This is a genomic window from Anatilimnocola floriformis, assembly GCF_024256385.1.
GTDB lineage: Bacteria > Planctomycetota > Planctomycetia > Pirellulales > Pirellulaceae > Anatilimnocola > Anatilimnocola floriformis.
Genome location: NZ_JAMLFW010000001.1, coordinates 2,992,003 through 3,014,694, shown reverse-complemented (window position 1 = coordinate 3,014,694; position 22,692 = coordinate 2,992,003). Strand labels below are relative to the sequence as shown.

General features: G+C 58.8%; 22 protein-coding genes. 14 read left to right on the top strand and 8 right to left on the bottom strand.

All coding sequences use genetic code 11. The features are described 5' to 3' along the window. Positions 1-326: 326 nt before the first annotated feature. Positions 327-1,604 (top strand): phosphopyruvate hydratase, encoded by a 1,278-nt coding sequence (eno, locus tag M9Q49_RS11520; RefSeq protein ID WP_254508891.1) that lies wholly within the window; start codon positions 327-329, stop codon positions 1,602-1,604. 159 nt (positions 1,605-1,763) lie between these two features. Here eno and M9Q49_RS11515 read toward each other — a convergent pair whose 3' ends face one another. Beyond that, on the bottom strand, positions 1,764-2,624 hold the full coding sequence (locus M9Q49_RS11515; RefSeq protein WP_254508890.1) for a hypothetical protein: 861 nt from the start codon (positions 2,622-2,624) through the stop codon (positions 1,764-1,766). Between the two features lie 211 nt (positions 2,625-2,835). Here M9Q49_RS11515 and M9Q49_RS11510 point away from each other — a divergent pair, with 211 nt between their 5' ends. Further along, on the top strand, positions 2,836-3,987 hold the full coding sequence (locus M9Q49_RS11510; protein ID WP_254508889.1) for a vWA domain-containing protein: 1,152 nt from the start codon (positions 2,836-2,838) through the stop codon (positions 3,985-3,987). Between the two features lie 46 nt (positions 3,988-4,033). On the opposite strand, the gene M9Q49_RS11505 is transcribed toward M9Q49_RS11510, so the two are convergent. Beyond that, the gene (locus tag M9Q49_RS11505) at positions 4,034-5,185 is read right to left on the bottom strand and encodes a DUF1559 domain-containing protein (protein ID WP_254508888.1); all 1,152 of its coding nucleotides are present in this window, start codon (positions 5,183-5,185) and stop codon (positions 4,034-4,036) included. Between the two features lie 360 nt (positions 5,186-5,545). Between M9Q49_RS11505 and M9Q49_RS11500 the strand changes: the two genes are divergently transcribed. Beyond that, positions 5,546-5,920 carry an FHA domain-containing protein gene (locus tag M9Q49_RS11500; RefSeq protein ID WP_254508887.1) on the top strand — a complete coding sequence of 125 codons (375 nt, stop codon included), beginning with the start codon at positions 5,546-5,548 and terminating at the stop codon, positions 5,918-5,920. Here the strand turns inward: M9Q49_RS11500 and M9Q49_RS11495 are convergent. Next, the gene (locus tag M9Q49_RS11495) at positions 5,857-7,107 is read right to left on the bottom strand and encodes an amidohydrolase family protein (RefSeq protein ID WP_254508886.1); all 1,251 of its coding nucleotides are present in this window, start codon (positions 7,105-7,107) and stop codon (positions 5,857-5,859) included. The two genes, M9Q49_RS11500 and M9Q49_RS11495, sit on opposite strands and share 64 nt — an antisense overlap. Before the next feature lie 197 nt (positions 7,108-7,304). Between M9Q49_RS11495 and M9Q49_RS11490 the strand changes: the two genes are divergently transcribed. The 9 genes from M9Q49_RS11490 (at position 7,305) to M9Q49_RS35980 (ending at position 15,506) form a co-directional block, all read left to right on the top strand. Beyond that, positions 7,305-8,273, top strand: a complete 969-nt coding sequence (locus M9Q49_RS11490) for a UDP-glucuronic acid decarboxylase family protein (RefSeq protein ID WP_254508885.1) — start codon at positions 7,305-7,307, stop codon at positions 8,271-8,273. 21 nt (positions 8,274-8,294) lie between these two features. Next, the gene (locus tag M9Q49_RS11485) at positions 8,295-8,744 is read left to right on the top strand and encodes a hypothetical protein (RefSeq protein WP_254508884.1); all 450 of its coding nucleotides are present in this window, start codon (positions 8,295-8,297) and stop codon (positions 8,742-8,744) included. A 398-nt stretch (positions 8,745-9,142) separates the two neighbouring features. Beyond that, positions 9,143-10,840 (top strand): chaperonin GroEL, encoded by a 1,698-nt coding sequence (gene groL / locus M9Q49_RS11480; RefSeq protein ID WP_315861169.1) that lies wholly within the window; start codon positions 9,143-9,145, stop codon positions 10,838-10,840. A 112-nt stretch (positions 10,841-10,952) separates the two neighbouring features. Continuing rightward, the gene (locus tag M9Q49_RS11475; RefSeq protein WP_254508883.1) at positions 10,953-11,255 is read left to right on the top strand and encodes a co-chaperone GroES; all 303 of its coding nucleotides are present in this window, start codon (positions 10,953-10,955) and stop codon (positions 11,253-11,255) included. A 94-nt stretch (positions 11,256-11,349) separates the two neighbouring features. After that, positions 11,350-12,969 (top strand): chaperonin GroEL, encoded by a 1,620-nt coding sequence (gene groL, locus M9Q49_RS11470; protein WP_254508882.1) that lies wholly within the window; start codon positions 11,350-11,352, stop codon positions 12,967-12,969. A 196-nt stretch (positions 12,970-13,165) separates the two neighbouring features. Continuing rightward, positions 13,166-14,341, top strand: coding sequence for a molecular chaperone DnaJ (gene dnaJ / locus M9Q49_RS11465; protein ID WP_254508881.1), 1,176 nt, complete (start codon positions 13,166-13,168; stop codon positions 14,339-14,341). A gap of 2 nt (positions 14,342-14,343) precedes the next feature. Beyond that, positions 14,344-14,880, top strand: coding sequence for a nucleotide exchange factor GrpE (grpE, locus tag M9Q49_RS11460; protein ID WP_254508880.1), 537 nt, complete (start codon positions 14,344-14,346; stop codon positions 14,878-14,880). Between the two features lie 72 nt (positions 14,881-14,952). After that, positions 14,953-15,297, top strand: a complete 345-nt coding sequence (locus M9Q49_RS11455) for an FmdB family zinc ribbon protein (protein WP_254508879.1) — start codon at positions 14,953-14,955, stop codon at positions 15,295-15,297. An 11-nt stretch (positions 15,298-15,308) separates the two neighbouring features. After that, a complete protein-coding gene (locus tag M9Q49_RS35980; protein ID WP_390843828.1) occupies positions 15,309-15,506 on the top strand; it encodes a DNA gyrase inhibitor YacG in 198 nt (65 codons plus the stop codon). 14 nt (positions 15,507-15,520) lie between these two features. On the opposite strand, the gene M9Q49_RS11450 is transcribed toward M9Q49_RS35980, so the two are convergent. Then, positions 15,521-16,177 carry a hypothetical protein gene (locus M9Q49_RS11450; protein ID WP_254508878.1) on the bottom strand — a complete coding sequence of 219 codons (657 nt, stop codon included), beginning with the start codon at positions 16,175-16,177 and terminating at the stop codon, positions 15,521-15,523. Between the two features lie 125 nt (positions 16,178-16,302). Between M9Q49_RS11450 and M9Q49_RS11445 the strand changes: the two genes are divergently transcribed. Both M9Q49_RS11445 and M9Q49_RS11440 read left to right on the top strand, forming a co-directional pair. Next, positions 16,303-17,649: an HD domain-containing protein gene (locus M9Q49_RS11445; RefSeq protein WP_254508877.1), complete on the top strand. Its 1,347-nt coding sequence runs from the start codon at positions 16,303-16,305 to the stop codon at positions 17,647-17,649. Between the two features lie 206 nt (positions 17,650-17,855). Continuing rightward, complete coding sequence (locus M9Q49_RS11440; RefSeq protein WP_254508876.1) at positions 17,856-18,692, top strand: hypothetical protein; 837 nt, start codon at positions 17,856-17,858, stop codon at positions 18,690-18,692. Here the strand turns inward: M9Q49_RS11440 and M9Q49_RS11435 are convergent. Genes M9Q49_RS11435 through M9Q49_RS11420 form a run of 4 tightly spaced genes read right to left on the bottom strand, consistent with a single transcriptional unit; the run spans position 18,689 to position 22,596 of the window. Continuing rightward, positions 18,689-19,462 (bottom strand): GAP1-N2 domain-containing protein, encoded by a 774-nt coding sequence (locus tag M9Q49_RS11435; protein WP_254508875.1) that lies wholly within the window; start codon positions 19,460-19,462, stop codon positions 18,689-18,691. The genes M9Q49_RS11440 and M9Q49_RS11435 overlap by 4 nt on opposite strands. A gap of 50 nt (positions 19,463-19,512) precedes the next feature. Further along, a complete protein-coding gene (locus tag M9Q49_RS11430; RefSeq protein ID WP_254508874.1) occupies positions 19,513-20,418 on the bottom strand; it encodes a TRAFAC clade GTPase domain-containing protein in 906 nt (301 codons plus the stop codon). Next, positions 20,415-21,494 carry a formylglycine-generating enzyme family protein gene (locus M9Q49_RS11425; protein WP_254508873.1) on the bottom strand — a complete coding sequence of 360 codons (1,080 nt, stop codon included), beginning with the start codon at positions 21,492-21,494 and terminating at the stop codon, positions 20,415-20,417. The genes M9Q49_RS11430 and M9Q49_RS11425 overlap by 4 nt, the downstream gene beginning before the upstream one ends. A gap of 37 nt (positions 21,495-21,531) precedes the next feature. Continuing rightward, positions 21,532-22,596, bottom strand: a complete 1,065-nt coding sequence (locus tag M9Q49_RS11420) for a hypothetical protein (RefSeq protein ID WP_254508872.1) — start codon at positions 22,594-22,596, stop codon at positions 21,532-21,534. Positions 22,597-22,692 lie beyond the last annotated feature (96 nt).

Sequence of the window (22,692 nt, the reverse complement as noted above, 5' to 3'; positions counted from 1 at the left end):
AGACTCGAGACTGCTACGGTGGCGAAGAGTAGGAGCTCGCGGTCCAGAATAGAGGGCACGAAACGCTGGCCGCCCGCCGATTAGGTACTGTTCACTTTTTCTGCTGAACAGTCCGTTCGGCGTCCACAATCAGCGACCGAAGAACAGGCTCAACACATTGCAAAGAAACGACTTGTGTCGCAATGGCCGGGCCTGAACAGCGACGCGAAATAGTGGTTGCGCAACCTGTTCAAACGTCGCCGAACCGGTCCTAGCCAATGTTGGCTTGCAGCGTCACAATGGTCGCTTCACCATCCAATTTGCGTCCCCGAATCACGAGATTGAAAATGAGCATTATTGCCAGCGTCCACGGACGCCAGATTATGGATAGCCGTGGCAATCCCACGGTCGAAGTCGAAGTTCAGCTGACCGACGGTTCGTTCGGCCGCGCTGCCGTGCCGAGCGGTGCCAGCACCGGCGCCCACGAAGCTTGGGAACTCCGCGACGGTGACAAGACTCACTTCGGCGGCAAGGGTGTGCTGAAGGCCGTGGCTGCGGTCAACGACGCAATCGGCGAAGACCTGATCGGCTTCGATGCTCTCGACCAAATGGGCGTCGATCGCCGGCTGATCGAACTCGACGGCACGCCGACCAAGAAGAACCTCGGTGCGAATGCCATCCTCGGTGTTTCGCTCGCCGTGGCCAAGGCCGCTGCTGCTCACACGCAACAGCCGTTGTATCGTTACCTCGGCGGCTGTGGCGCTCGCCTGTTGCCCGCCCCGATGATGAACGTCATCAACGGCGGCGCGCATGCCGACAACGCCGTCGACATGCAAGAGTTCATGATCTTCCCGCTCGGTTTCGAAAAGTTCAGCGATGCTCTGCGCTGCGGCTGCGAAGTCTTCCACACGCTGAAGAAAGTTCTCCACGACAAGAAGCTCTCGACCAACGTCGGCGACGAAGGTGGCTTTGCTCCTGATCTGAAGAGCAACGAAGAAGGCCTCGAACTGATCATCTCGGCCATCGAAAAAGCTGGCTACAAGCCGGGTGAGCAAGTCAAGATCGCCCTCGACTGCGCCGCGACCGAATACTACGACGAAAAGAAGAAGACCTACAACGTCGACGGCAAGGATCTGTCGAGCGAGAAGATGGTCGACTTCCTCGCCAACTGGGTTTCGAAGTACCCGATCTGCTCGATCGAAGACGGCTGCAGCGAAGACGATTGGGAAGGTTGGAAGCTCCTCACCGAAAAGCTCGGTAAGAAGGTGCAACTCGTCGGCGATGACCTGTTCGTCACCAACACCGACCGCCTCGCCCGCGGCATCAAGGAAGGGATCGCCAACAGCATTCTGATCAAGGTGAACCAGATCGGCACGCTGAGCGAAACCATCGCTGCCATTCAACTGGCTCACCGCAACGGTTACTCGTCGATCAGCAGCCATCGCAGCGGCGAAACCGAAGACTCCTTCATCGCCGACCTGGCCGTCGCCCTCGGCACCGGCCAGATCAAGACGGGCTCGGCTTCGCGCACCGACCGCATGGCGAAGTACAACCAGCTGCTCCGCATCGAAGAAGAACTCGGCGAAGGCGCCATCTACGGCGGCCCGCTCTTCCCGAAGCTGTAAAGCTAGTTGATCTTAGAATTTCCCTACTCCCTCGCCCCTGTACTCAGGGGAGAGGGCCGGGGTGAGGGGCCGGACGTGCAATCGATCCGGCCATTCTTTTGCGCACGCGCTGCTCTAGGCAGGAGGGCCGCGCGAAATATCGCTTGTTCCGGCCAACTTTTACTTCTTCAGCGCCGCGGCCATCTCTGCCGTCGAAGTCCGCATCGCTTTGGTCAGCTCATCGAGCTTCCCCGTATCCGCGGCGGCAAACACCGCACTCATATTCTCCAGCGGCATCTTCAGCTTCCCTTGAAGCGCGCTCAGCTCATCTCCCTTTAGCGTGCTCAACATCTCTCGTGCACCTTGCAGGCCCGTTCCAGTTCCAGGCGCGGTGACGAGACCGAAGAAGGGCTGGCGGGCAAACGTGTGTGCCAGCGCAAACCGCAGCCGCAGATGGCGCAGGCCAAAGCCTTCTGGTCCGCCGCGGCCGAGTGGGTTGGCATGGGCAAGAATGGCGACCGTGATTTTGTCGCCGGGCTTCGACGGAATCGGCGCGTTGCTCATCCAATAACTGGAGTGGACGCGCGAATTGCCGATCACCGTTCCTTGCTGCCAGGTGCCCGATGCGCCGTTGGCCATCGACGAGCCGACCGATTTGCCGTTGCTGTAGGTGTAGATCTCCCAAGTGCCAAGGCAGTTGCTTTCGACGCCCAGATTGAAGCCCTGCACCGGCATCGGAAATTTGCCGATCTGCTCCGGCACCGTGAAACTGACGCGATACCAACCGGCAGCGGCGGGCTGGTTTCGGCCTTGCACTTCGTACGGATTCTTCAGCACCTGCATGCCCGACTCGTCCGCATCGAGTTGATGCAGCGGCGGTTCGAGCCCGGCGCGAAACTTGATGTCTTTCGCCACATCGATCGAATCGAGTTCGACGAGTTGCCCGATCAGCTTCGTGATGTCATCGGCCGTCTGGGCCTGAACATCGAACGCGACCAGGCCAATCAGCAATAGACCAAACCAGCAAGCAAAGAAACGCATGGCAGGTTCCTGGAGAGTGGAACGTATGGAAGGAAATACTGGCGGATGGCGGCAGCATATCACTCAGCAGTTGTCGATGCACGGAATTTTGCCCGCTGAAGAAGGCTGCTCGAATCGATCAGTCGCCCGTTACCGTCTAGTTACATACAGGCGCTGGAATCACGTCAATAATGACTGCCAGGGCAGCCTTCTCTCTTTAGGGAGCTTTTCGATGTCGCGTTTCGGACAAATCTGGTCGTGCCTTCTTCTTGCCGGGCTAATCACCTGGCTGCCTCTGCGAGCGAGTGCCCAGGATAAGCCTGCGGCGAAGCCCCAGATTCAGATCGCCATCTTGCTCGATACCAGTAACAGCATGGATGGGCTGATCAATCAGGCTCGAACGCACCTGTGGAAAGTCGTGAACGAATTCGCTTCGGCCAAGCGCGGCGGCCAATCGCCCGAGTTGCATGTCGCGCTGTATGAATACGGCAAGAGCTCGCTGCCGGCCGAAGGTGGTTTCATTCGGCAGGTTACACCGTTCACTACCGATCTCGATAACGTGTCGAAAGAACTCTTCGCCCTCACCACCAACGGCGGCGAAGAGTATTGTGGCTGGGTGATCGAGAAAGCGGTCGCCGATCTGAAGTGGAGCGACCACGCCAAGGACCTGAAGTGCATCTTCATCGCCGGCAACGAGCCGTTTTCGCAAGGCCCAAAGGATTTTCGCAAGTCGTGCAAAGCGGCTGCGGATAAAGGGATCACCGTCAGCACGATTCACTGCGGCGACAATAGCGAAGGGCTGCGCAGCGGTTGGGCGGAAGGCGCCAAGCTGGCCGACGGCACTTATGTGAGCATCAATCAGAACGAAGTGCTGCCGCTCGTGGCCTCTCCGCAAGACAAAGAGCTCGAGCAGTTGAGCGCCGATTTGAACAAGACTTACATTCCCTACGGTCGCGCCGATAAACGCCGTGAGTTGGCCGTCAATCAAGCGGCGCAAGATGCCAACGCGTCGCGGTCTGCTCCAGGTGCTGCTCAACTTCGCGCGAGCGTGAAAGCTTCAGGCCTGTATCGCAACGCCGAATGGGATCTCGTCGATGGCCTCAAGGAAGGCGTGGTCAAGAAATTGGAAGATGTGAAGGAAGAGGACCTGCCGGAAGAGCTGAAGAAGCTCAAGCCGGAAGAGCGGCAAGCGTACGTCGAAAAGAAAGCCGCCGAACGCAAGGACGTGCAAGAGAAGATCAAGACGCTCAGCCAGGCCCGCGAGGAGCACGTAAATGCCGAGCTGAAAAAGCTCCGCGCTGGTGAAGGCAACACGCTCGATCGGGCGATCATCGAAGCGGTTCGAGCACAAGCGCGGACGAAGGAGTTCGAATTTGCGAAGTAGCCGTAGGCCGGAACAGCGCGGAGTACCGATCGTTCCGGCCTGCGATTTAGTCGAGCTGCAAGATCTTGCCGTCGTTGGCGCCCGACCAGGCCTTTAGCACCAAGGCGTCGGCCGATTCGGTAACGAACCGCACCGAGCCGTCGCCGAGGGCTGCATTCACGCCAGCGGGATGAAAGGCGAATGGCTCGTCATTGGGGCCGCAATTGTTGGTTTGCCAGAGGCATTCCGGCGGGCCGCCCAACGGTGTCTTGTGGTTGTTTACCTTGGCGACCTTCGAGCCCGTGGAGTTGTGCGGGCCAGAAAAGCCATTCGTCACAGCATCGGCATCGGCCCAGGCAAAGACGCGCCGCAGGCCCATCGGCATCGCATTGGGTTCACCCGAGACCGGGCTGGGGCGGCTCGAGGCAGCACCGAACTTGGCGACGTTGGGATGCGACCGGCCTGCATCCTCGATGCACAGGAAGGTATTGCTCGTGCCGTCGGTGACCGCCGACATCCGCGAGCCTTCGCAGTTGAGCATGCCGGAAGTCACTTGGGCTTGCCAGGCAGCCGAACCGGTCGGCATGGTGCGTTGCTTAAAGGTCGCCGAAGAGGCAACTTCATCCACGTCGGTCAAGGCAATGAACATGTAATCCCAAGGACCATAGCCATCAGGATCGCGGCCTTTCTTCACGGCTGGCGTGGTGGGGCAAACAAACGCGGCGATGTAAGCCTTGGCCGCTTCTTGCCATTTGGCATTAGCCGGGTCGTTGTACGGGCGGCCCTTAGCATTCATGTGCAGCGTCGCGCCGTTGCTGGTCCAGGTTTGCGTCGTGGCGTTGTATGTGGCGCCGAACGAAGCGGGCGAAGACTCGTGGTCGAACTTGTCGTAAATGGCTTGCTGTTCGATGTACGGCAGAATCTGCGTCGCCGTCGAATGGATCATGTAGGTCGTCGATGCCGAGCCGGTCGAATCGCACTGGCCCGAGTCTGGCAGCCGCATGTGCGACGATTCGAAGTTGTGCACGCCGAGCGCGATCTGCTTCAAGTTGTTGCTGCAGCTCGACCGCCGCGAAGCTTCGCGCGCGGCCTGCACGGCTGGCAGCAACAGCGCCACCAAGACGCCGATAATGGCGATGACCACGAGCAATTCCACCAGCGTGAAGCCGTGGGGCTTGACGTTTCGACCTTTCTGAAACTTGATTGCCGAACAGAACATGAATCTTCCTTTCGAACGGTGAGCAGGACAGGCGAGGGCTCGCGCCGAGTCGTTTCTGCGCGAGCAGTTTGCCGCAACGTTGCGGTGCGGACATTACGCCTTCGTTAGATGAAGGGAGGACGCATAAACCGCGAAGAATCGATGAATTTCGGTGGCGAACTTTCGCCACGCCGCCGCAAGTGACGCTATCTGGCAGTTTTACGTCTACAGCCAGCAAACTATTGACATTGCTGTTACAGCACTTAGCATAAGCAAGTGTTGGTTCGACCCCTCCCGCCTCAAACGAACCACCGGCGATCGAATTACTTGATTGCTGCCCCGCTCTCGCCCGCCTCCGCTGCTTCGCAGCCACCACAAGCCGTGAAACTTCGCCTCATCAGCCAGGATCCCCTGGCCTGTCCGCGTGAAATCGTTCTGGATCAATTCCCGGCCGAGATTGGCCGTGGGGTCGACGTGGCGTTGCGCATTGACGACCGCTGGATTAGCCGCCGCCATTGCCGGTTGGAATTAGTCGCCGGCGAAATCGTGGTACACGATCTCGGTTCGCGCCATGGAACTTATGTGAACGGCCGCGCGATCGAATCATCGCTGCTGCAGCCCGGCAATGAACTTTGCCTCGGGCTGTCGCACTTCATCGTGCAATTGATCCCGGACTCGTTCAGCGGCGTTGTTCACGAATCGGGCGAGCTCGATGTCGCCGTTGGCGCGCCTCGCAGAAGTTTCGCGCTGGCTTGATTATTGGCGAAGAGCGATTCCCAAGGTGAGTTGCTTTCAGCCGGCAATTCAATCACTGCGAACTCGGCGATTTTTCCTGGCGAAATGCTGCCGTAGTCCTGCGCGACGCCCAGTGCTTCAGCGCCGGCGATTGTTCCCATTCGCAAAACATCGGTGGGATCGATCTGCGGATAACGCTGCCGCACGAACTGCAGCTCGCGCCAGATCGAGAGATCTGGATTGCTGGCCCGCGAATCGGTGCCGACCGCGACTCGCACACCAGCCCGCAACATCGCGGCCAACGGATACGGATCGTGATCGAAGTATGCCTGCGTGCGCGGGCAATATGCCACGCTCAGTTTCTCGCGCTGCTGCGCGGTGAACTCGATTTCTTCGGCTGAAAGGTAGTTGCCGTGCGCGACAATCGCGTGATGCGATAGCGAAAGCGTGCGCAGATAATCCAGCGGCCGCAAACCTGTCGGCAGCGCACTCGGATACCAGGCCGTGAGCATTTTCAGCAGCTCGACGAGTTCGCCGGAATGCGACGAGAGTAGTGCGAGTTCTTCGCGCGACTCGGCCAGATGCATTGTCAGCGGAACTCGATGCTCTGCCGATAATCGCACAGCCCGCGCGAGCAACTCCGGATGCACGGTATACGGCGCATGCGGACTCAAGCCGCGCTGGCTCGCTGATTTTTGGTTTAGAAATCCTTCGGCTACAGCAGTGAGGGCCGGCACACGTTCAGGATTCAAGCTGAGCAATTCCAAAAACCGCACATGCGGCAGCAATGCTCCTTGCCGATACCAAACTTCGGCAAACATCGGCGTGGTGATTTCGCCCGCTACAGCAGTTCCCGCTTCGTCGCATTCCTGCAGGCCCTGCGCGAGGGCCAGTTGCTCCTGACCTTGCACGGCGGGCTGTTCTCGGCGCCAGGCGACGACTTGCTTCAGCCAGGCTGCAAACGATTGACCTGGCTGGCCGATCGGTTGTTGAAAGAGACTGAATTCCAAATGCGTGTGCGCATTGATCAGCGCCGGCAAGAGCGCGACGTTTCCCAGATCGATCAGATTGGCTTCGTCCGGCCGCGAACCAACCGCGACGATCCGGCCTCTTGCAATCGAGACCACGCCGCGCGGGATGGGCGGGCCATCGATGGGAAAAATCCATCGCGCGCGATAGGCAACAGGTGCAACTGAATTATTCGGCATATTCGTTAGAACCTACCGCCGCCTATCCCTCTGCGAAAGGACGCTTCCGCGTAGGACGGACCATTGGTCCGTCCAGAAGTGTAAGTGCGACTGATTTGGCGCAGTACCCACTCCCTAGCCGGACCAATGGTCCGGCCTACGAACGCCGATGTCCTATACTAGTGAAACGTGCCCAAAAATCCCTCGCAGCAGTAACAATGATCAAACGCATTCTCGTCACCGGCGGCGCGGGGTTTCTCGGCTCGCACTTGTGCGAACGCCTCGTCGAGCTCGGCCACGACGTCATTTGCCTCGACAACTTCTTCACGAGCCAGAAGACGAACATCGCGCACTTGCTCGGCCGCACCAACTTCGAACTCGTGCGCCACGACGTGACGTTGCCTTGCTGGCTCGAGGTCGACGAGATCTACAACCTCGCCTGTCCTGCCGCGCCGGGGCATTATCAGTTCAATCCCATCAAGACGCTGAAGACCTCGGTGATGGGCGCGATCAATGTGCTGGGCATGGCCCGCCGTTGTCGCGCGAAGGTCCTGCAAGCCTCGACCAGCGAAGTATACGGCGATCCGGAAGTACATCCGCAGCGAGAAGATTATCGCGGCAACGTGAATCCGATCGGCCCGCGGGCTTGCTACGACGAAGGGAAGCGCGCCGCCGAAGCCCTCTTCATGGATTATCACCGCGTCAACCGCATCAACATTCGCATCGTGCGGATCTTCAACACTTACGGCCCGCGGATGCACCCATTCGACGGCCGCGTCGTGTCGAATTTCATCCGCCAGGCCCTGCAAGGCGAAGACATTACGCTCTTCGGCGACGGCTTGCAGACCCGCTCGTTCTGCTACCGCGACGATCTGGTCGAAGGGATGATCCGGATGATGGAAAACCCCGAAGAGTTCATCGGCCCGGTGAATCTCGGCAATCCCGACGAGTTCACGGTGAAGCAACTGGCCGAACTGGTGCTCGAACTGACAGGTTCATCGTCGAAGATCATTCTCGAACCGCTGCCGGTCGATGATCCAACCCGCCGCCGTCCCGATATCTCGCTCGCCAAAGAGAAGTTGAATTGGCAGCCGTCGATTGCGCTGCGTCAGGGCCTGGAACGGACCATCGCCTGGTTCCGCTCGATCGATCTGAATCATTACCGGCCGCCGACGCCCAATTATTGATTTGCGATTGGAGTTGCTTGCATGGACGACGGCGTCCCGGAATTGATCGCGATCGATCACGATGAGTATGACGCTCGATACATCGGCCGCACGCCGGATGGTCGGCAGTTTATTCTCACGACGCCGTTCGAGCCGGTGACAAAGAAACAGCCTGGTGCCGAGTTTCTAGCCCTCTACTTGTTCGATGCCGAGGGCCAATTGCTGGAAGCCAAAATCGAGAACCTCGGTCCCCGGTCGACCATGGACGAAGCTCGCCGGCTGAAACTGCGCGATCAATGGTTGGCTGAGCTGGGCGACGTCAGCTACGAGCGCGTCGAAGTCGCGCCGTTCTCGGTCAAGCGATTCGGGACAGAGTTCGGCTTGATCATCCGCGAGCGGGAAGATGAGGACGACGTCTGGGCAGTGGAAATGCAGCCGGGCAACTATATGGCTTTCTTTGAGCCCTGGGACTCGGGCGAATATGACACGTAAGGTGCCTCGCGCTCCGCTGCCAATTTGACAATCGGTGCCCTGCCGCGTGACTGCCAGATCGCGCCTCTCGATCATCAGTGCGGCGCAAGTCTTTCATTGATAGCACCTTACCGTAAGCCAGCAGCCCTTGGCACAGTCCTTGCATTAATGCGGGGCAACTGCGGCGGAACTGCCAAATCGGGCTGAGGTTGTTTTTACTGGGTGCCCCCAGCGACATCTCGCCTGCCGGTTTTGGCAATCCCACCGCAACTCCCCCTTCAGAACAATCTCACAATAAACGGGTCGCTGCCAAACTCTTTCTTTCCCGCTTGGTTTTTCCTTCGCGGTCGAGTCGGTCAGGTCGCCTCCCGGATTTCTGAAACAAAGTCTTTCGAAACGGCAATTAGGAGAATTCGAACGTGGCAAAGCAAATGGTCTTCGATGACGACGCTCGTCAGCCTCTCTTGGCGGGTGTGTCGAAGCTGGCTCGGGCGGTCCGCAGCACGCTGGGCCCCCGCGGACGGAACGCGGTGCTCGACAAGGGTTGGGGCAGCCCCAAGGTGACCAAGGACGGCGTGACCGTCGCTGAAGACATCGAGCTCGACGACCCCTACGAAAACCTCGGCGCTCAGCTCGTCAAGGAAGCCGCCAGCAAGACCAACGAAGTCGCCGGTGACGGCACCACGACGGCCACCGTGCTGTCGGAAGCCATCTTCCGCGAAGGCCTGAAGATGATTGCCGCGGGTTACGACCCGATGGCTCTCTCGCGCGGCATTCTCAAGGGTGCCGAAGCGATCTGCGAAGAGATCTATTCGATCGCCACGCCGATCAGCGAAAAGAACAAGAAGGAATTGCAGCAGATCGCCACGATCGCTGGCAACAACGATCCGACGATTGGTGCAGTTCTCGCCGACGCCTTCCTCAAGGTCGGCAAAGACGGCGTGATCACGATCGAAGAAGGCCGCGGCGCCGAAACGACCGTTGAAGTCGTCGAAGGCATGCAGTTCGATCGCGGTTTCCTCTCGCCCCACTTCGTCACCAATCAAGACGAAGTCTCGGTCGAACTCGATAACTGCTACATCCTGTTGTACGAAGAAAAGATATCGAACAACAAGAAGCTCATCCCGCTACTCGAAGCCGTCAGCAAGGCTAACAAGCCGCTGCTGATCGTTGCCGAAGACGTCGAAGGCGAAGCCTTGGCGACTCTGGTCGTCAACAAGCTTCGCGGCATTCTGCAAGTTTGTGCAGTCAAGGCTCCCGGTTACGGCGATCGTCGCAAGGCGATCCTCGGCGATATCGGCGTGTTGACCGCCGGCACCCCGATCTTCAAGGATCTGGGCATCGAACTGGAAAGCGTCAAGCTGACCGACCTGGGTGTGGCCAAGAAGGTGAAGATCACCTCGGAAAATACCGTGTTCGTTGGTGGCAAGGGAACGAAGCAGCAGATCGAAGGTCGCGCCGACCAGATCCGCCGCGAAATCACCGTGACCGACAGCGAATACGATCGCGAAAAGCTGCAAGAACGCCTGGCCAAGCTCGCCGGTGGTGTGGCTCAGATTAGCTGCGGTGCTGCGACCGAAACCGAAATGAAGGAACGGAAGTGGCTGCTCGAAGACGGCAAGAATGCCGTTCAAGCTGCTCTGCAAAGCGGTATCGTTCCTGGCGGCGGCGTGGCTCTGATCCGCGCTGAAAAGGCCGTCGAAAAGCTGAAGCTCGAAGGCGACGAAAAGCAAGGCGGACAAATCATCCGCAACATTCTCGATCAGCCGCTGCGAGCCATCGCTCAGAACGCCGGCCTCGATGGCGCGGTGGTGGTCAATCGCGTTCGTCAGTTGAAGGGTAAGACCGAAGGCTACAACGCCGACACCAACCAATACGGCGACATGCTCAAGTTCGGCGTTATCGACCCGGCCAAGGTTGTCGCCACTGCTCTGAAGAACGCAGCCAGCGTGGCTTCGCTCCTCCTCACCACCGAAGCTCTCGTCACCGAACTGCCGAAGGTCGGCGGCGATGACGATCACCATGACCACCACGACCACGGTGGAATGGGCGGGGGCATGGGAGGTATGGGTGGCATGGGCGGCATGGACATGGGTGGTATGGGCGGCATGATGTAAGACTGCGTCAGCAGTCAGGTATCCCGCAGCGTAAGCGAGGGAGTGCAGCAACAACCGCCTCCCTTTTCCAATACAAATCAAATAAGACTCAATACAAGAAGGAACTCACACAATGGCTAAAGGTCTCAAGATTCGTCCCCTCGATGACAGAGTCGTCGTTCAACCGCTCGAAGCCGAAACCAAGACGGCTGGCGGCATCGTTCTGCCGGACTCGGCCAAGGAAAAGCCCCAACGCGGCACCGTGGTCGCTGTTGGCCCGGGCAAGTTGCTCGAGAGCGGCAAGCGTGGCGAACTGTCGGTCCAGGTCGGCGACCAGGTGATCTACGGCAAGTACGGCGGCACCGACATCGCCATCGGCGATGACGACGTGAAGGTTCTCCGCGAAAGCGACATCCTCGCGAAGGTTGTCGAGTAATTTTTTCTGAGATGCGCCACTGGCTTTGTCAGTGGCGCGTCGTTCGAGTGCCGCTCACTTACCAACTCAACAAAATTCAAAAGGCCAATTAGTCGTGGCAAAACAACTTCTCTTCGACGATCTCGCTCGCGCCCGGATGCTGGCGGGCGTCGACAAGCTCGCCAACGCCGTCGCCGTGACCATGGGTCCGACCGGCAAGAACGTCATCATCGACAAGTCCTTTGGCGGCCCGACGGTCACCAAGGACGGTGTCACGGTTGCCAAGGAAATTGAACTCGAAGATCGCTTCGAGAACATGGGCGCCAAGCTGGTGGTCGAAGTCGCGCAAAAGACTTCGGACCTCGCTGGCGACGGCACCACCACGGCCACCGTGCTCGCCCGCGCGATCTTCAAGGAAGGTCTCCGCAGCGTGGTCGCCGGTAGCAATCCCACCGCCATTCGCCGTGGCATCGACAAAGCCGTCGAAGCTGCGACCGAAAAGTTGGTCTCGCTCGCCAAGCGTGTTACCAGCAAGGAAGAAGTCGCCAGCGTCGGCGCCATCTCGGCCAACAACGATCAGGCCATCGGCGATCTGCTCGCTGAAGCCCTCCATCGCGTCGGCAAGGACGGCGTGATCACGGTCGAAGAAGGCAAGACGACCGACACCAAGGTCGAATATGTCGACGGCATGCAGTTCGACAAGGGCTTTGTTTCGCCCTACTTCATCAATCGTCATGCGACGATGGACTGCTTCCTCGAAGACGCCCTGATCCTGATCCACGAAAAGAAGATCAGCAATCTGCGCGACCTCGTGCCGATTCTCGAAAAGGTCAGCCAAACGGCCAAGCCGCTGCTCATCATCGCTGAAGATGTCGACGCCGAAGCGCTCACGCTGCTCGTCGTCAACAAGCTCCGCGGTGTGCTCAACGTGTGCGCGGTCAAGGCTCCTGGCTTCGGCGATCGTCGCAAGGCCATGCTCGGCGATATCGCGGTTCTCACCGGCGGTACGTTGATCAGCGAAGACCTTGGTTTGCAGCTCGACGCTCTGTCGCTCGAGCACCTCGGTCGTGCCAAGAAGGTCTCGGTGGACAAGAACAACACCACGATCGTCGAAGGTGCCGGCAAGCGGAACGACATCGACAAGCGGGTTCAGCAGATCAAGAATCAGATGAACCAAACCGAAAGCGACTACGACAAGGAGAAGTTCCAAGAACGTCTCGCAAAGCTCGCCGGTGGTGTGGCCGTGATCAGCGTCGGCGCCGAAACCGAAGCCGACATGAAGCAAAAGAAGGCCCGTGTCGAAGACGCCCTGCACGCCACGCGTGCGGCTCTCGAAGAAGGCATTCTTCCTGGCGGTGGCGTGGCTCTGCTCCGCTGCAGCGACGTCGTCGAGAAGCTCGCCGATTCGCTCAAGGGTGACGAGAAGGTTGGCGCGACCATCGTGCTGAACGCTCTGTCGTACCCGATGAAGACGATCGTCGACAACGGCGGTCGCGACGGCTCGGTGGTTTGCGACGAAGTCCTCGAGAAGCCAGCCAACACCGGCTACAACGCCCTCACCGGCGAGTATGTCGACATGTACAAGGCTGGCGTGATCGATCCAGTGAAGGTGGTTCGCACCGCTCTCGGCAATGCTGCCAGCATCGCCGCGCTGCTGCTCACCACCGAAGCCCTGGTCACCACGCTCGACAAGGACGACAAGGCCAAGCGTAGCGTCGAAGGCGCCATTCGCTAAAGTGTCGCCTAAGACAGTCGCCTTTCACTCCGTGAAAGGACGCGTCTTAAAACGTTGGGTTAAAATTACGGCGGGCCACTTCGATAAGAGGTGGCCCGTTTTTTGGAACGATAAGAAATGTCCGCGGACGACTGAGACGTACAATTGCTAGTGCGTCTCATTTCACCGGCAAACTGAACTGGTTTGGTAACAAGCCATGGCGACGATGGCCAAACGCTGTTATTACGAAGTCTTGAGCATCAAACGCGAAGCGAGCGAGAAGGAAGTCGCGACCGCTTATCGCAAACTCGCGCTCAAGTATCACCCCGACACCAATCCCGATGATGAATCGGCGATGGAGAAATTCAAGGAAGCGGCTGAAGCGTACGAAGTGCTCGCCGATGCCGAGAAGCGGGCCCGCTACGATCGCTTCGGCCACAATGCCGGCGAGAGCTACGGCTCGCAGTTCCAAGATGCTGACGACATCATGGAAGCATTCGGCAGCATGTTCGGCGATCTCTTCGGCGGCGGCGGTGGCCGTCGTGGTGGCGGCCGACGCGTTCGCAAGGGACAGGACGTTCGCGCCGACTTGAAGCTCGAACTCGAAGAAGCAGCCCGAGGCGTCACCAAGACGGTCGAGTTCCCTCGCAATAAAAAGTGCGCGACGTGCGCCGGAAGCGGCGCGAAGCCGGGCTCCTCGAAGACGATGTGCCGCTACTGCGCGGGACATGGCCAGGTCGTGCAATCGGCCGGTTTTGTCCGCGTGCAGACGACGTGTCCACAATGTCGCGGCGCTGGCGCCACGATCACCGATCCCTGCTCCGACTGCCGCGGCAATGGTGTTGTGCAAGAGAAAGTCTCGAAGCCGGTCGCGATTCCTGCTGGCATCGACGATGGCATGCGAGTGCGCATCGCCGGCGAAGGAGAACCGAGTCCCGATGGCGGCCCGCCCGGCGATTTGTATTGCTTCGTCAGCGTCCGCAACCATCGCCTGTTCCAGCGCGACGGCCAACATTTGATCCTCCGCATGCCGATCACTTACAGCCAGGCAGCACTGGGTTGCACGCTTGAAGTGCCCACGCTCGATGGTCCGCATGAACTAAAGATTCCGCACGGCACGGAATCGGGCGAAGTCTTCCGCCTCCGCGGCAAAGGCCTGGCCGATCCACACGGTCGCGGCGGCAAGGGCGACTTGCACGTGCAGACTTTTATCGAAGTGCCGAAGAAACTCACGCCCAAGCAGCGCGAACTGCTGAGCGAACTCGCTGAACTCGAACACGCTAACGTAACGCCTCATCGCAAGACATTTTTCGAAACGATCAAGGAGTATTTCAGTCCCTCGGATGCCCCGGGTACTCCCGGCAAAGCTTCGGGCAAAAAGACTGAGGAATGACCATGACGGCAGAAGCTGAAAAAAATCCGGCTGAACAATCCGCGGCAGAAAACGCCACGAATCCTCTCTTCACGTCTGCGCCGGAGGCGAAGATCGATCAACTCGAAGCCGAGTTGAAGAAGGCCCAGGACGAATCGCTGCGGCAAACGGCGGAGTTCGAAAATTTCCGTAAGCGCAAGCAGCGCGAAATGGAAGAAGAACGCCGCTACGCGATCCAGCCGTTCGCGCGCGACTTGCTCGCGGTTGTCGATAACCTGGAACGCGCCATCGAAGCTTCGGCCGCTGGCGATGTCAACTCGCTTCGCGACGGCGTGAAGCTGGTTTCTGCTCAACTGCAAACGGTTCTCGCGCAGCACAACTGCGTTCGCATTCCGGGTGTCGGTAGCCAGTTCGATCCCAATTTCCACCAGGCCATCGCTCAAGAGGCCAGCACCGAGCATGCGGCCGGCGTTGTCAGCCGCGAGGCGCAGGTGGGTTACAAGTTGTATGACCGCGTCGTGCGGCCTTCGCAAGTTTTTGTCTCGACAGGTTCCCCGTAGCATTGGCTGCACAGCCTGTGCGAATTGAAATTTGAAAAGAGAAGGACAGGCTAGAAGCCTATCCTACAAGCCATGCCCACTTACGATTACGAATGCGACGCCTGCGGCCATAAGCAGGAAATTTTCCAGAACATCAGCGAGCCGGTTCTGGAAAAATGCCCGAAGTGCAAAAAGAAGAAGTTCCGCCGGCTCTTCGGCGCCGGCGCTGCGGTCATCTTCAAAGGCTCGGGCTTTTACACTACCGATTATCGCGGCGACTCTTACAACAAGGCTGCGTCGGCCGATAAGTCGAGCGAGTCGGCGAGTTCTTCCAGCGATAGCTCGGCCAGCAAGAGTGAAACGAAGAGCGAATCGAAGCCCGCTGCTCCCGCCAAGTCAGAATCGAGTTCCAGCAAGCCAGCCAAGAAGAAAGACTAGTTGCCGGCGGCATGAGCACACTGCGTTGTTCCATTTGTGAGCGGTACTTTGATCCAGCGACATCCGACGCGATGCCGTTCTGTTCGAAGCGTTGTAAACAAGTGGACCTCGGTCGCTGGCTCGGCGAACGCTACAGCGTGCCAGCGGAACGCTCGGAAGAGGATGAGGACGAAGGACCATCGCGGCATTCAAGCGACGGCGAGGATTAAGCCACTTACTTCGCTCACAACGTGACGGCCGACTCAGCAACTGCCCACGGCAGCTGCATTGTCGCTCCGCCGTCACCTTTCTTTAACGCCATCGCAAACAGCATCGTGCCGAGCAACGATTGGCGACATTGTGCGAGATCGATTTCAACATCGAGCAGCAGCAACTCCATGCCTGCATCATGAGAAGCGGGAATCTTGCGACGACGGTAAGGCCGGTAGTTATCGTCACGGAGAAGTGCGTAGATCTCCGCATCACGCGGGTCATTGCTCCCCTGTGAATAGAGCTTTCCCAATTGTGTGGCAATCAGCGCAACTCGATCTAGCGAATACTCGCTCGACGGTTTCATAGTGCTGAGCGCCAAACCATGCTTTCGATCGGGCCCGATAATAATTCCGTGCGCGATGACAGGCTGAAACGCGTCAGGATTGTGCTCGATGCTGTCGCTGTTGTCTCGAAATGGCTCGAATGAAATGACCGACCATAACGCTCGGAAACCCTCGCGAGCTCCGCGAATTGTGATGATCAGGAACGGCGCGGCAATCATCAATACAATCCACGTCAGGCAGCGCATTCCAAACGACAAGCCGAGTTCATTGCGTACTTCTTGCGAGGCTGGGTGGCGAAGGAAGTCTAGCCAAGTCTGTCGGAAACGCACATCGTCCAATCTCATGAGGGGCTCTTACGATAACTCGTCGTTCTATAGGGAGGGGATGCCGTGCTATGCTGGATCGCAAATCGTAGCCGATCTATTTTTATTCCGCCAATCAACTTTCCACGCCTCACCGGATCGACGACATGCAGAGCCTCGAAGACATCCCAGAGATTCGCGGCCTCGATTCCCGCAGCGGCGTAAAAGGCGCCGGCCTCATTCGCATTCCGCATGAGATGGATGTGCCGATCACGCCGCGCGTGCGGCAGCTGATCGATACGGCGGAATTTCATCGTCTGACGAAGATCAGTCAGTTGGGTTTGGTGTCGCTCGTTTATCCGGCCGCCCATCACACGCGGTTCGAGCATTCGCTGGGGGTGTATCGCAATTCTCTGCTGTATCTGCGGCAGCTCTCCGGCGACGATCGGTTTCGCGGCGCGATCAAAGCCGAGGATGGTGAGCTGCTGATCGTTGCCGCGCTGTTGCATGATCTCGGGCATTGGCCCTTCTGTCATCCGATCGAAGACATGCGGCTGCCGAGCGTGCCGTCGCACGAGATGTTTGCGAATAGCTTTTTGTTGGAAGGGGAAATCGCCGATTGCTTGCGCGACGACTGGCACATTCAGCCGCGTGATGTAACGGCGATCCTTTCGGAAAAACCTCGCGATACGCGACAACGGATTTTGAAGAGCCTGATGTCGGGACCGATCGACATCGACAAGATGGATTACCTGCCGCGCGATAGTTTGCACGCCGGCGTTCCTTACGGCCGCAACTTCGATTCGCAGCGATTGATCGGCAGCTTGTGTCTGAATCAGGCTGGCGACGGTCTCGCGCTCACCGACAAAGGGAAGACCGCCGCCGAGATGATGGTCTTCGCGCGGTACGTGATGTTCAGCGAGGTCTATTGGCATCACGCGGTGCGCGCGGCGACGGCGATGTTACAGCGTGGTTTTTATCTGCTGCATGGTGAGCTCGATCTCGACTCGCTATTTCGCCTGTCGGAACAGGCTTGGATTCAGCATGTGCTGACGGCATCGGAACGGCATCCAGCAGCCGATTTGTTCGGCGGTTTGTTCGGCCAGACACGGCGACTTTATAAGCGGATTGCGGAGTTCAGCTTCTTTCAAAAGCGGCCATACTATGAGCAGTTTGCGCGACGGCCATACATTTGGCTGGCGGCGTGCAGCGACCAGTTGGCCGAGATTTTGAGTACGCACATTTCCCGGCGAATCGCGCCGCACGAGATTCTCTTTGACGCGCCGCCGGTCAAACGCGAAGTCGAATTCAACGTAGAAATCCATTTTGCGAAAGAGAAGACCTATCGCACGCTCGGTGAAGTTTCGCCAGTCGTGAAGACGCTCGCTCAGAGTCAGTTCGACGACTATGTGAAGCGGGTGCGGATCTTTGTGCATCCTCGCTTGATCGAGGACCTGAAGAATCTAACCACGCTCGATGAAGCCCTTGATGAGACGCTGCGGCGGATGGCTTAAGTTTCCGTTATCTAGCAGCAAATTACATCTTATTTAGATACGCACTCTGCGCTATTTTCCCACTGGAAAATTCGCGAACAGCTAAGCATATTTTATTTCAGCGTATTCCAGATTCGCTGATTGATGGTGACGCGTCTCCCACTGACGCTCGGTTCATTCCCACCAAAACCATCGCAGCGCCAACGACCTGCCTCGTGAGCCACGCCATGTTGCGCACTTTGCTAATCGTGTTCTGTCTGCACGCATTCACTCAAGTCTTGCAGGCACAAACGGCCCCATACAATCCTTATGCACCCGTGCAGGAAGATCCACCCATCGGCAAAGATGGCAAGATCAATTGGCCGCCCTATTTTCGCTCGGCCAAGATGGAGCAGAAGTATCAAGGCTTCTTTCAAGCTGGCAGTTGCGTGGGCACTGGCAAACGAGTGACCGGCAAGTTGGCCGCCAACCAAGTCGATACCAATGCTCTGCCGCGCGTGACGCTTGATTCGCAGATAGTGCAAGTCGCGCCTGGATCGCTCGGCGCGGTGAGCACTCAGGGAGCCAAGCTCAATCTGGTGATTCATCCCAAGGGAGTCTCCCAAGTTGAGGTCTTAGGCGAAATGCTCGTGCAGCAAGTCGTCCCTGGGATGATCGCACGCTTTCAAGGCGCGGTCGACGAATCAGCGAAGGGGGCCAAGCCCATCGAATCGCTCGAAATCATTTCTCTGACTCCCGACCTCGAGCCGATCGCCGTCGAACCTGAGCGCGATCAAACGATTCTCGGCAAAGTCATCCGGCATCAGCACCTGCAATTTGTCGTCAACGTCGGAACCGGCAAGATGCGCCAGTTGACATTCTTGCTCCCCGAGCAGGCGCGCGTTTCCGTACAAGGTAAGACTCTCGATCTGGTCGCTCCCGGTGACGTGGCGCATGCCGAGGGGCTACTTTACACGGGCCTCGAGGGTGAGAAAGTCTTGTTCGCGGAGAAACTGGTCGTACGCAAGACTGTTCCGACGGATGCGGAGCACGCAACAAGCCGCGAGACGGCGAAGACGCACTAAAAGAGTCTGGTTCCGCTGATCGTGTTGGTATCGCGCGTCGGCGAGCTGGTCTGAACGGGAAGCTGCACGACCACCGCATGCTCGTTGCGCTGGAGTTGTCGCAAAAGCACCGCGTCGTTGGGAACGGCTTGCAATTGAAACGATCGCCGCGGCGAAATCCGTAGTCCGGTCGTGAACGAAACTTCGGCCCGATCGTCGTCGAGCAATTGCAATACTGCTTCCACGGCCGTATCGAGTGCGGCGTCGCCGGCCAAATAAACCGGCTGACCAGCCGCGAGAGCCCACATCAGTTTCTCGCAGATGTCTTCGGCCAGCAGCGTGTGGACAGCAACGCGCGTGTTTGAGGCACCGTTCGACGAGCGGCCGACGAGTTCAAACGAGTCGAGCGTCGGCGGTGGATCGCGCCGCGGCTGCGTTCGGCCGGCGCTGCGAAAGGCGCGGAGCACTGGAAACGGATTGAACTGAAACGGCGCCAGGGCATCGCGATCGATGACGAAGCAGTGCGTGTAAACTCGCCCTCCCGCGCGGCCGCTGTATTCCGCACCGGCGAGTTGCGTATAGCTGATGCAGAGCTGCTGCTCGTCGATGGGAAAGACGTTCACACTGTTTCGGCCGAGACGAGATTCCAGGCTGTCGTGGGCCGGGCCCCAGTTGCTGAGCTGTTGGGCAACATCGTCATCAATGCCGCCGCTGCGCGAGGTCAGTTGATAGCCGGCCATCCGCTTGCCGCGGATGCTGGTGAAGATTGCTTGTTCGACTCGGTTTGGCATGAGTTCATTCCGTCAGAAGACGCGCGCTTTCACGGGGTGAAAGCCGACTTTCATTTCACCACTTCGTCGAGCAACCAATGAAACGGCTCGACGACGCCGCGCGGTTCGATGCGCAGCGGCACATGAATGCGGCCACGCCCTTCCAGGCGATAGCCGCACGCCCCGGCCACGCCGGCGGCAAAGAAAGCATGCTTCTTCAGCCGTTCGCGGCATTGCAGGTAGAGGCCAGGCGTGTGCCGCCGCGCAAACTGCGCGGGGTCGTCAAAGCAGTTGTCGCATTGATCGGCTTTGGTGAAGACGAGCGCCACAGCTTTGCTCGCCCAGCCGGTCTTCTTGTCTGCCTGTAGCTCGCACAGATAACTCAGCAGCTTCATCGCGCGAAAATCTTCATCGGCTTCGCCGGCCTGACAGCGGAGTGCATCGATGAGCACGAGCACGCCCGAGCACTTGCCGAGGAAGGCGCGAATCACTGGGAAAGTGTTCGGGTGATCGATTTCTTCCAGCAGCGCTTCGCCGGCGAGATCCGGCAGGATGAGTTCGACCGGCTTCAACTTTTTGCGGAGGATCTGGCAATGGACCCAATTCCAGCGATCGGGTTCGGTAGGAGTTTTCGCGGGGAACTCGCAGCGCGCGAGCGCAGCCATCGTCCGCTCTTGCAAGCCGATCGAGAATGCACCGCGGGCGAGCAGCTGCAGATCATCGCGGCCTTTGGAAAGCATGTCGGCGAGCATGCCAAGATACACCGTTTTGCCTGCGCCCGACGAACCGATGGCGGCAACCATGCGCGGATGGATCTTCTGCGAGTTGGCCTGATGCACAAGCGCCATCGGCGCGTAGCAATGGCGGCAGAGATCGGCGTCGAAGTTGTTGCCACCGCCGCAGATGTAGCAGGGGCACGAAACGGTGTATTGGGCCAGGCGGTAGGAATCGAGTTCGAGTTGTCCGGTCGCTCTCATGCGGCGGCCTCCTGTTCGGGCGTCTGATAGCTGGCGACGTCGCAGAAGCCGACGGCGCAGCGAAAGCCAATGTTGTGCTTGCGGGCGAGCGGGCTTTCACCGCTCTGAAAGTGAAGGTGACATTGCGAATCAAAGTAGGTGTCGAAAGCGCCGCCGCGAATACTCCGCATCGGTGTCGCCGTTTCGATCTTGAGATTGGCGAGATCCCACACGCCGAAGCTGGTGCTCGTCCATTCCCAGACGTTGCCACACAGATCGTTCACACCGCCAACACTCGCGCCACCCGCATGAGCGCGCGTGCTAGTCGTATCGTCAGCGCCGCTGCCCCACACGTGAGCCAGCTTGCGATCGAGAGCATCGCCCCAGGGATAGCGCCGTTGCTGCGGAGACGCATTGTCGGCGACGATTGGCCAAGCCCCAGCCTTCACCCATTCGGGATCGGATGCCAGGCGTTTGCCGGCCCAGCGTGCGTATGCGGCTGCTTCATACCAACAGATGCCGACCACCGGATGCGGCAGCTTTGGATCAGTCGGTCTGCCATGCTTCCAATAGCGGGGGCCAGATAAACCAGAGCTGTCGGTAAACCCCAGTACGGCGGGCCAGATGGTGGCGTCCCACAAATTCATCTGTTCGTAGCCGCCATCCTGCACAAACTTCAAGTACTGCTCGTTCGTCACGGGATAGCGATCGAGAAAGTAGCCGTCGACGTCGACGATTCGTTCGCTCCGCGCGAGCTCGAGTTCATCCAGATCCTCAAACCGCCGTGGCCGCATGATGACGGGACCGGCGGGAACGCAAGACATGGTCGCGTCGAGTGCTTCCTCGGCCGAGTGCAATTGATCGGTCCGCAAGTTCGTGGCAATTTGTGGCCGCAGCAGCAGCGAATAGCGACCCTGCGAAATCATCTGCAGCACGAGATCCGTCTCTGGCTCACCCGATTGTTCAGCCGAGGCAATGATGCTCTCGATCGACAACGGCTGTTGCGCCGGCGGATCTTTCGCGCGGAAGCGCGAGACTTGGTCCCACGCCCACGTCGGAAAACTCGTCAGCCAGGTTGTGTTCATCACCGAATTCATTGGCAACTCCGCGCCTACGCACCAGAAATACCAGGGACTACTTCTTCTTCCGCCGGCTGGCGACATCCTTTTGCAGCCGAGCGAACTGGGCCATCACAGAATTCACGACAGGATCGGCAGGAGGGGCTTCCGCTGGTTCGACATTCGGTTGGGTCACGTTCGCCGCAGCCGTGGGTTGCGGCTGTTGCTGAGGCGCCGCCGCAAAACGTTCGAAGGGTTGACTCTTACGCTGGATCGAAGAGAGCTGACTCTCGATCACGCTCTTCAGCTGACGGAGTTCGTCGGAGACATCGTCGTGCTGCTGCGCGAGTTGATCTTGTTGTTCGGCGACAACTTCCTGCAGTTCGCAAGCACGAGTGCGGACGAGTTCTAGCTCGCCTTCCAGCCGATCGCGTTCGCGAAGAACTTCGCTGTGCGACTTTTCCAGCGTCCGCTGCTCCTGGCGGAGCAGTTCGAGTTGCGCGAGCACATCTGTCAACTGGGCAGTGGAAGCGGGCGAGGCGACGGCTTCGACGGGAACCGAGACGCGGCCGACGGCATCGGTGATTTCGGTGCGCGTTGAAAGTACGTCCTGCCGGACGGCTTCGATTTGCGAGAGAACCGTCAGGAGTGAATCATCCGACAGTGATACACTCTGCGGCGGCCCTGCCTCGAACTGCTGAACGACGGGCCGGCTTTCCAATTCATTCAGGCGAGCAATCAAGCGATCGCGTTCGCCGTTCAGATTGACGAGCTGCTCGTTGCACAGGGCCTGCAGCCGGTCTTCGCGATCTTTCGCCGTAAGCCGTTCTTGTTCGCTTTGTTGTCGCAACTGGCGGAGTTCTTCGACGGCAGCGTCGAGGCGAGCTTCCTGATGTTCGAGCTGATGCGATAGCCGGCCACTTTCCTTGCGTTGATCGGCGAGTTGCCGGCCTCGCTCGGCGAGCCGCTGCCGAGCATCGTCGACCTCGGCGATCTTCAACTGCAGTTGATCGCGGAGTTGCTCGACGTCAGCGAAGACGTCGTTCATCAGGCGGTCGAACGAAGTGAACTCCTCCCGCAGCTGGGAAGCCACCGCGCGAAGCGGTTCGCTGGCAACGGGCAGAGAATGGATATTCGCCACGTGAGGCCTATGCTGGTCGGGATTTGGAATAGATCAAACAGATAAGAGCGGTGTGTGCCGCACCTGAAACCTAGGTCGAGAAACGGGAGGAGGCAA

Coding starts and splice junctions, on each gene's coding strand:
- M9Q49_RS11440 (WP_254508876.1), top strand. CDS start 17,856: ATGTTGCGCACTTTGCTAATCGTGTTCTGTCTGCACGCATTCACTCAA.
- M9Q49_RS11430 (WP_254508874.1), bottom strand. CDS start 20,418: ATGAGAGCGACCGGACAACTCGAACTCGATTCCTACCGCCTGGCCCAA.
- dnaJ (WP_254508881.1), top strand. CDS start 13,166: ATGGCGACGATGGCCAAACGCTGTTATTACGAAGTCTTGAGCATCAAA.
- M9Q49_RS11475 (WP_254508883.1), top strand. CDS start 10,953: ATGGCTAAAGGTCTCAAGATTCGTCCCCTCGATGACAGAGTCGTCGTT.
- M9Q49_RS11455 (WP_254508879.1), top strand. CDS start 14,953: ATGCCCACTTACGATTACGAATGCGACGCCTGCGGCCATAAGCAGGAA.
- M9Q49_RS11445 (WP_254508877.1), top strand. CDS start 16,303: ATGCAGAGCCTCGAAGACATCCCAGAGATTCGCGGCCTCGATTCCCGC.
- M9Q49_RS11485 (WP_254508884.1), top strand. CDS start 8,295: ATGGACGACGGCGTCCCGGAATTGATCGCGATCGATCACGATGAGTAT.
- M9Q49_RS11490 (WP_254508885.1), top strand. CDS start 7,305: ATGATCAAACGCATTCTCGTCACCGGCGGCGCGGGGTTTCTCGGCTCG.
- M9Q49_RS11435 (WP_254508875.1), bottom strand. CDS start 19,462: ATGCCAAACCGAGTCGAACAAGCAATCTTCACCAGCATCCGCGGCAAG.
- M9Q49_RS35980 (WP_390843828.1), top strand. CDS start 15,309: ATGAGCACACTGCGTTGTTCCATTTGTGAGCGGTACTTTGATCCAGCG.
- eno (WP_254508891.1), top strand. CDS start 327: ATGAGCATTATTGCCAGCGTCCACGGACGCCAGATTATGGATAGCCGT.
- grpE (WP_254508880.1), top strand. CDS start 14,344: ATGACGGCAGAAGCTGAAAAAAATCCGGCTGAACAATCCGCGGCAGAA.
- M9Q49_RS11505 (WP_254508888.1), bottom strand. CDS start 5,185: ATGTTCTGTTCGGCAATCAAGTTTCAGAAAGGTCGAAACGTCAAGCCC.
- M9Q49_RS11450 (WP_254508878.1), bottom strand. CDS start 16,177: ATGAGATTGGACGATGTGCGTTTCCGACAGACTTGGCTAGACTTCCTT.
- M9Q49_RS11495 (WP_254508886.1), bottom strand. CDS start 7,107: ATGCCGAATAATTCAGTTGCACCTGTTGCCTATCGCGCGCGATGGATT.
- M9Q49_RS11510 (WP_254508889.1), top strand. CDS start 2,836: ATGTCGCGTTTCGGACAAATCTGGTCGTGCCTTCTTCTTGCCGGGCTA.
- M9Q49_RS11515 (WP_254508890.1), bottom strand. CDS start 2,624: ATGCGTTTCTTTGCTTGCTGGTTTGGTCTATTGCTGATTGGCCTGGTC.
- M9Q49_RS11425 (WP_254508873.1), bottom strand. CDS start 21,494: ATGAATTCGGTGATGAACACAACCTGGCTGACGAGTTTTCCGACGTGG.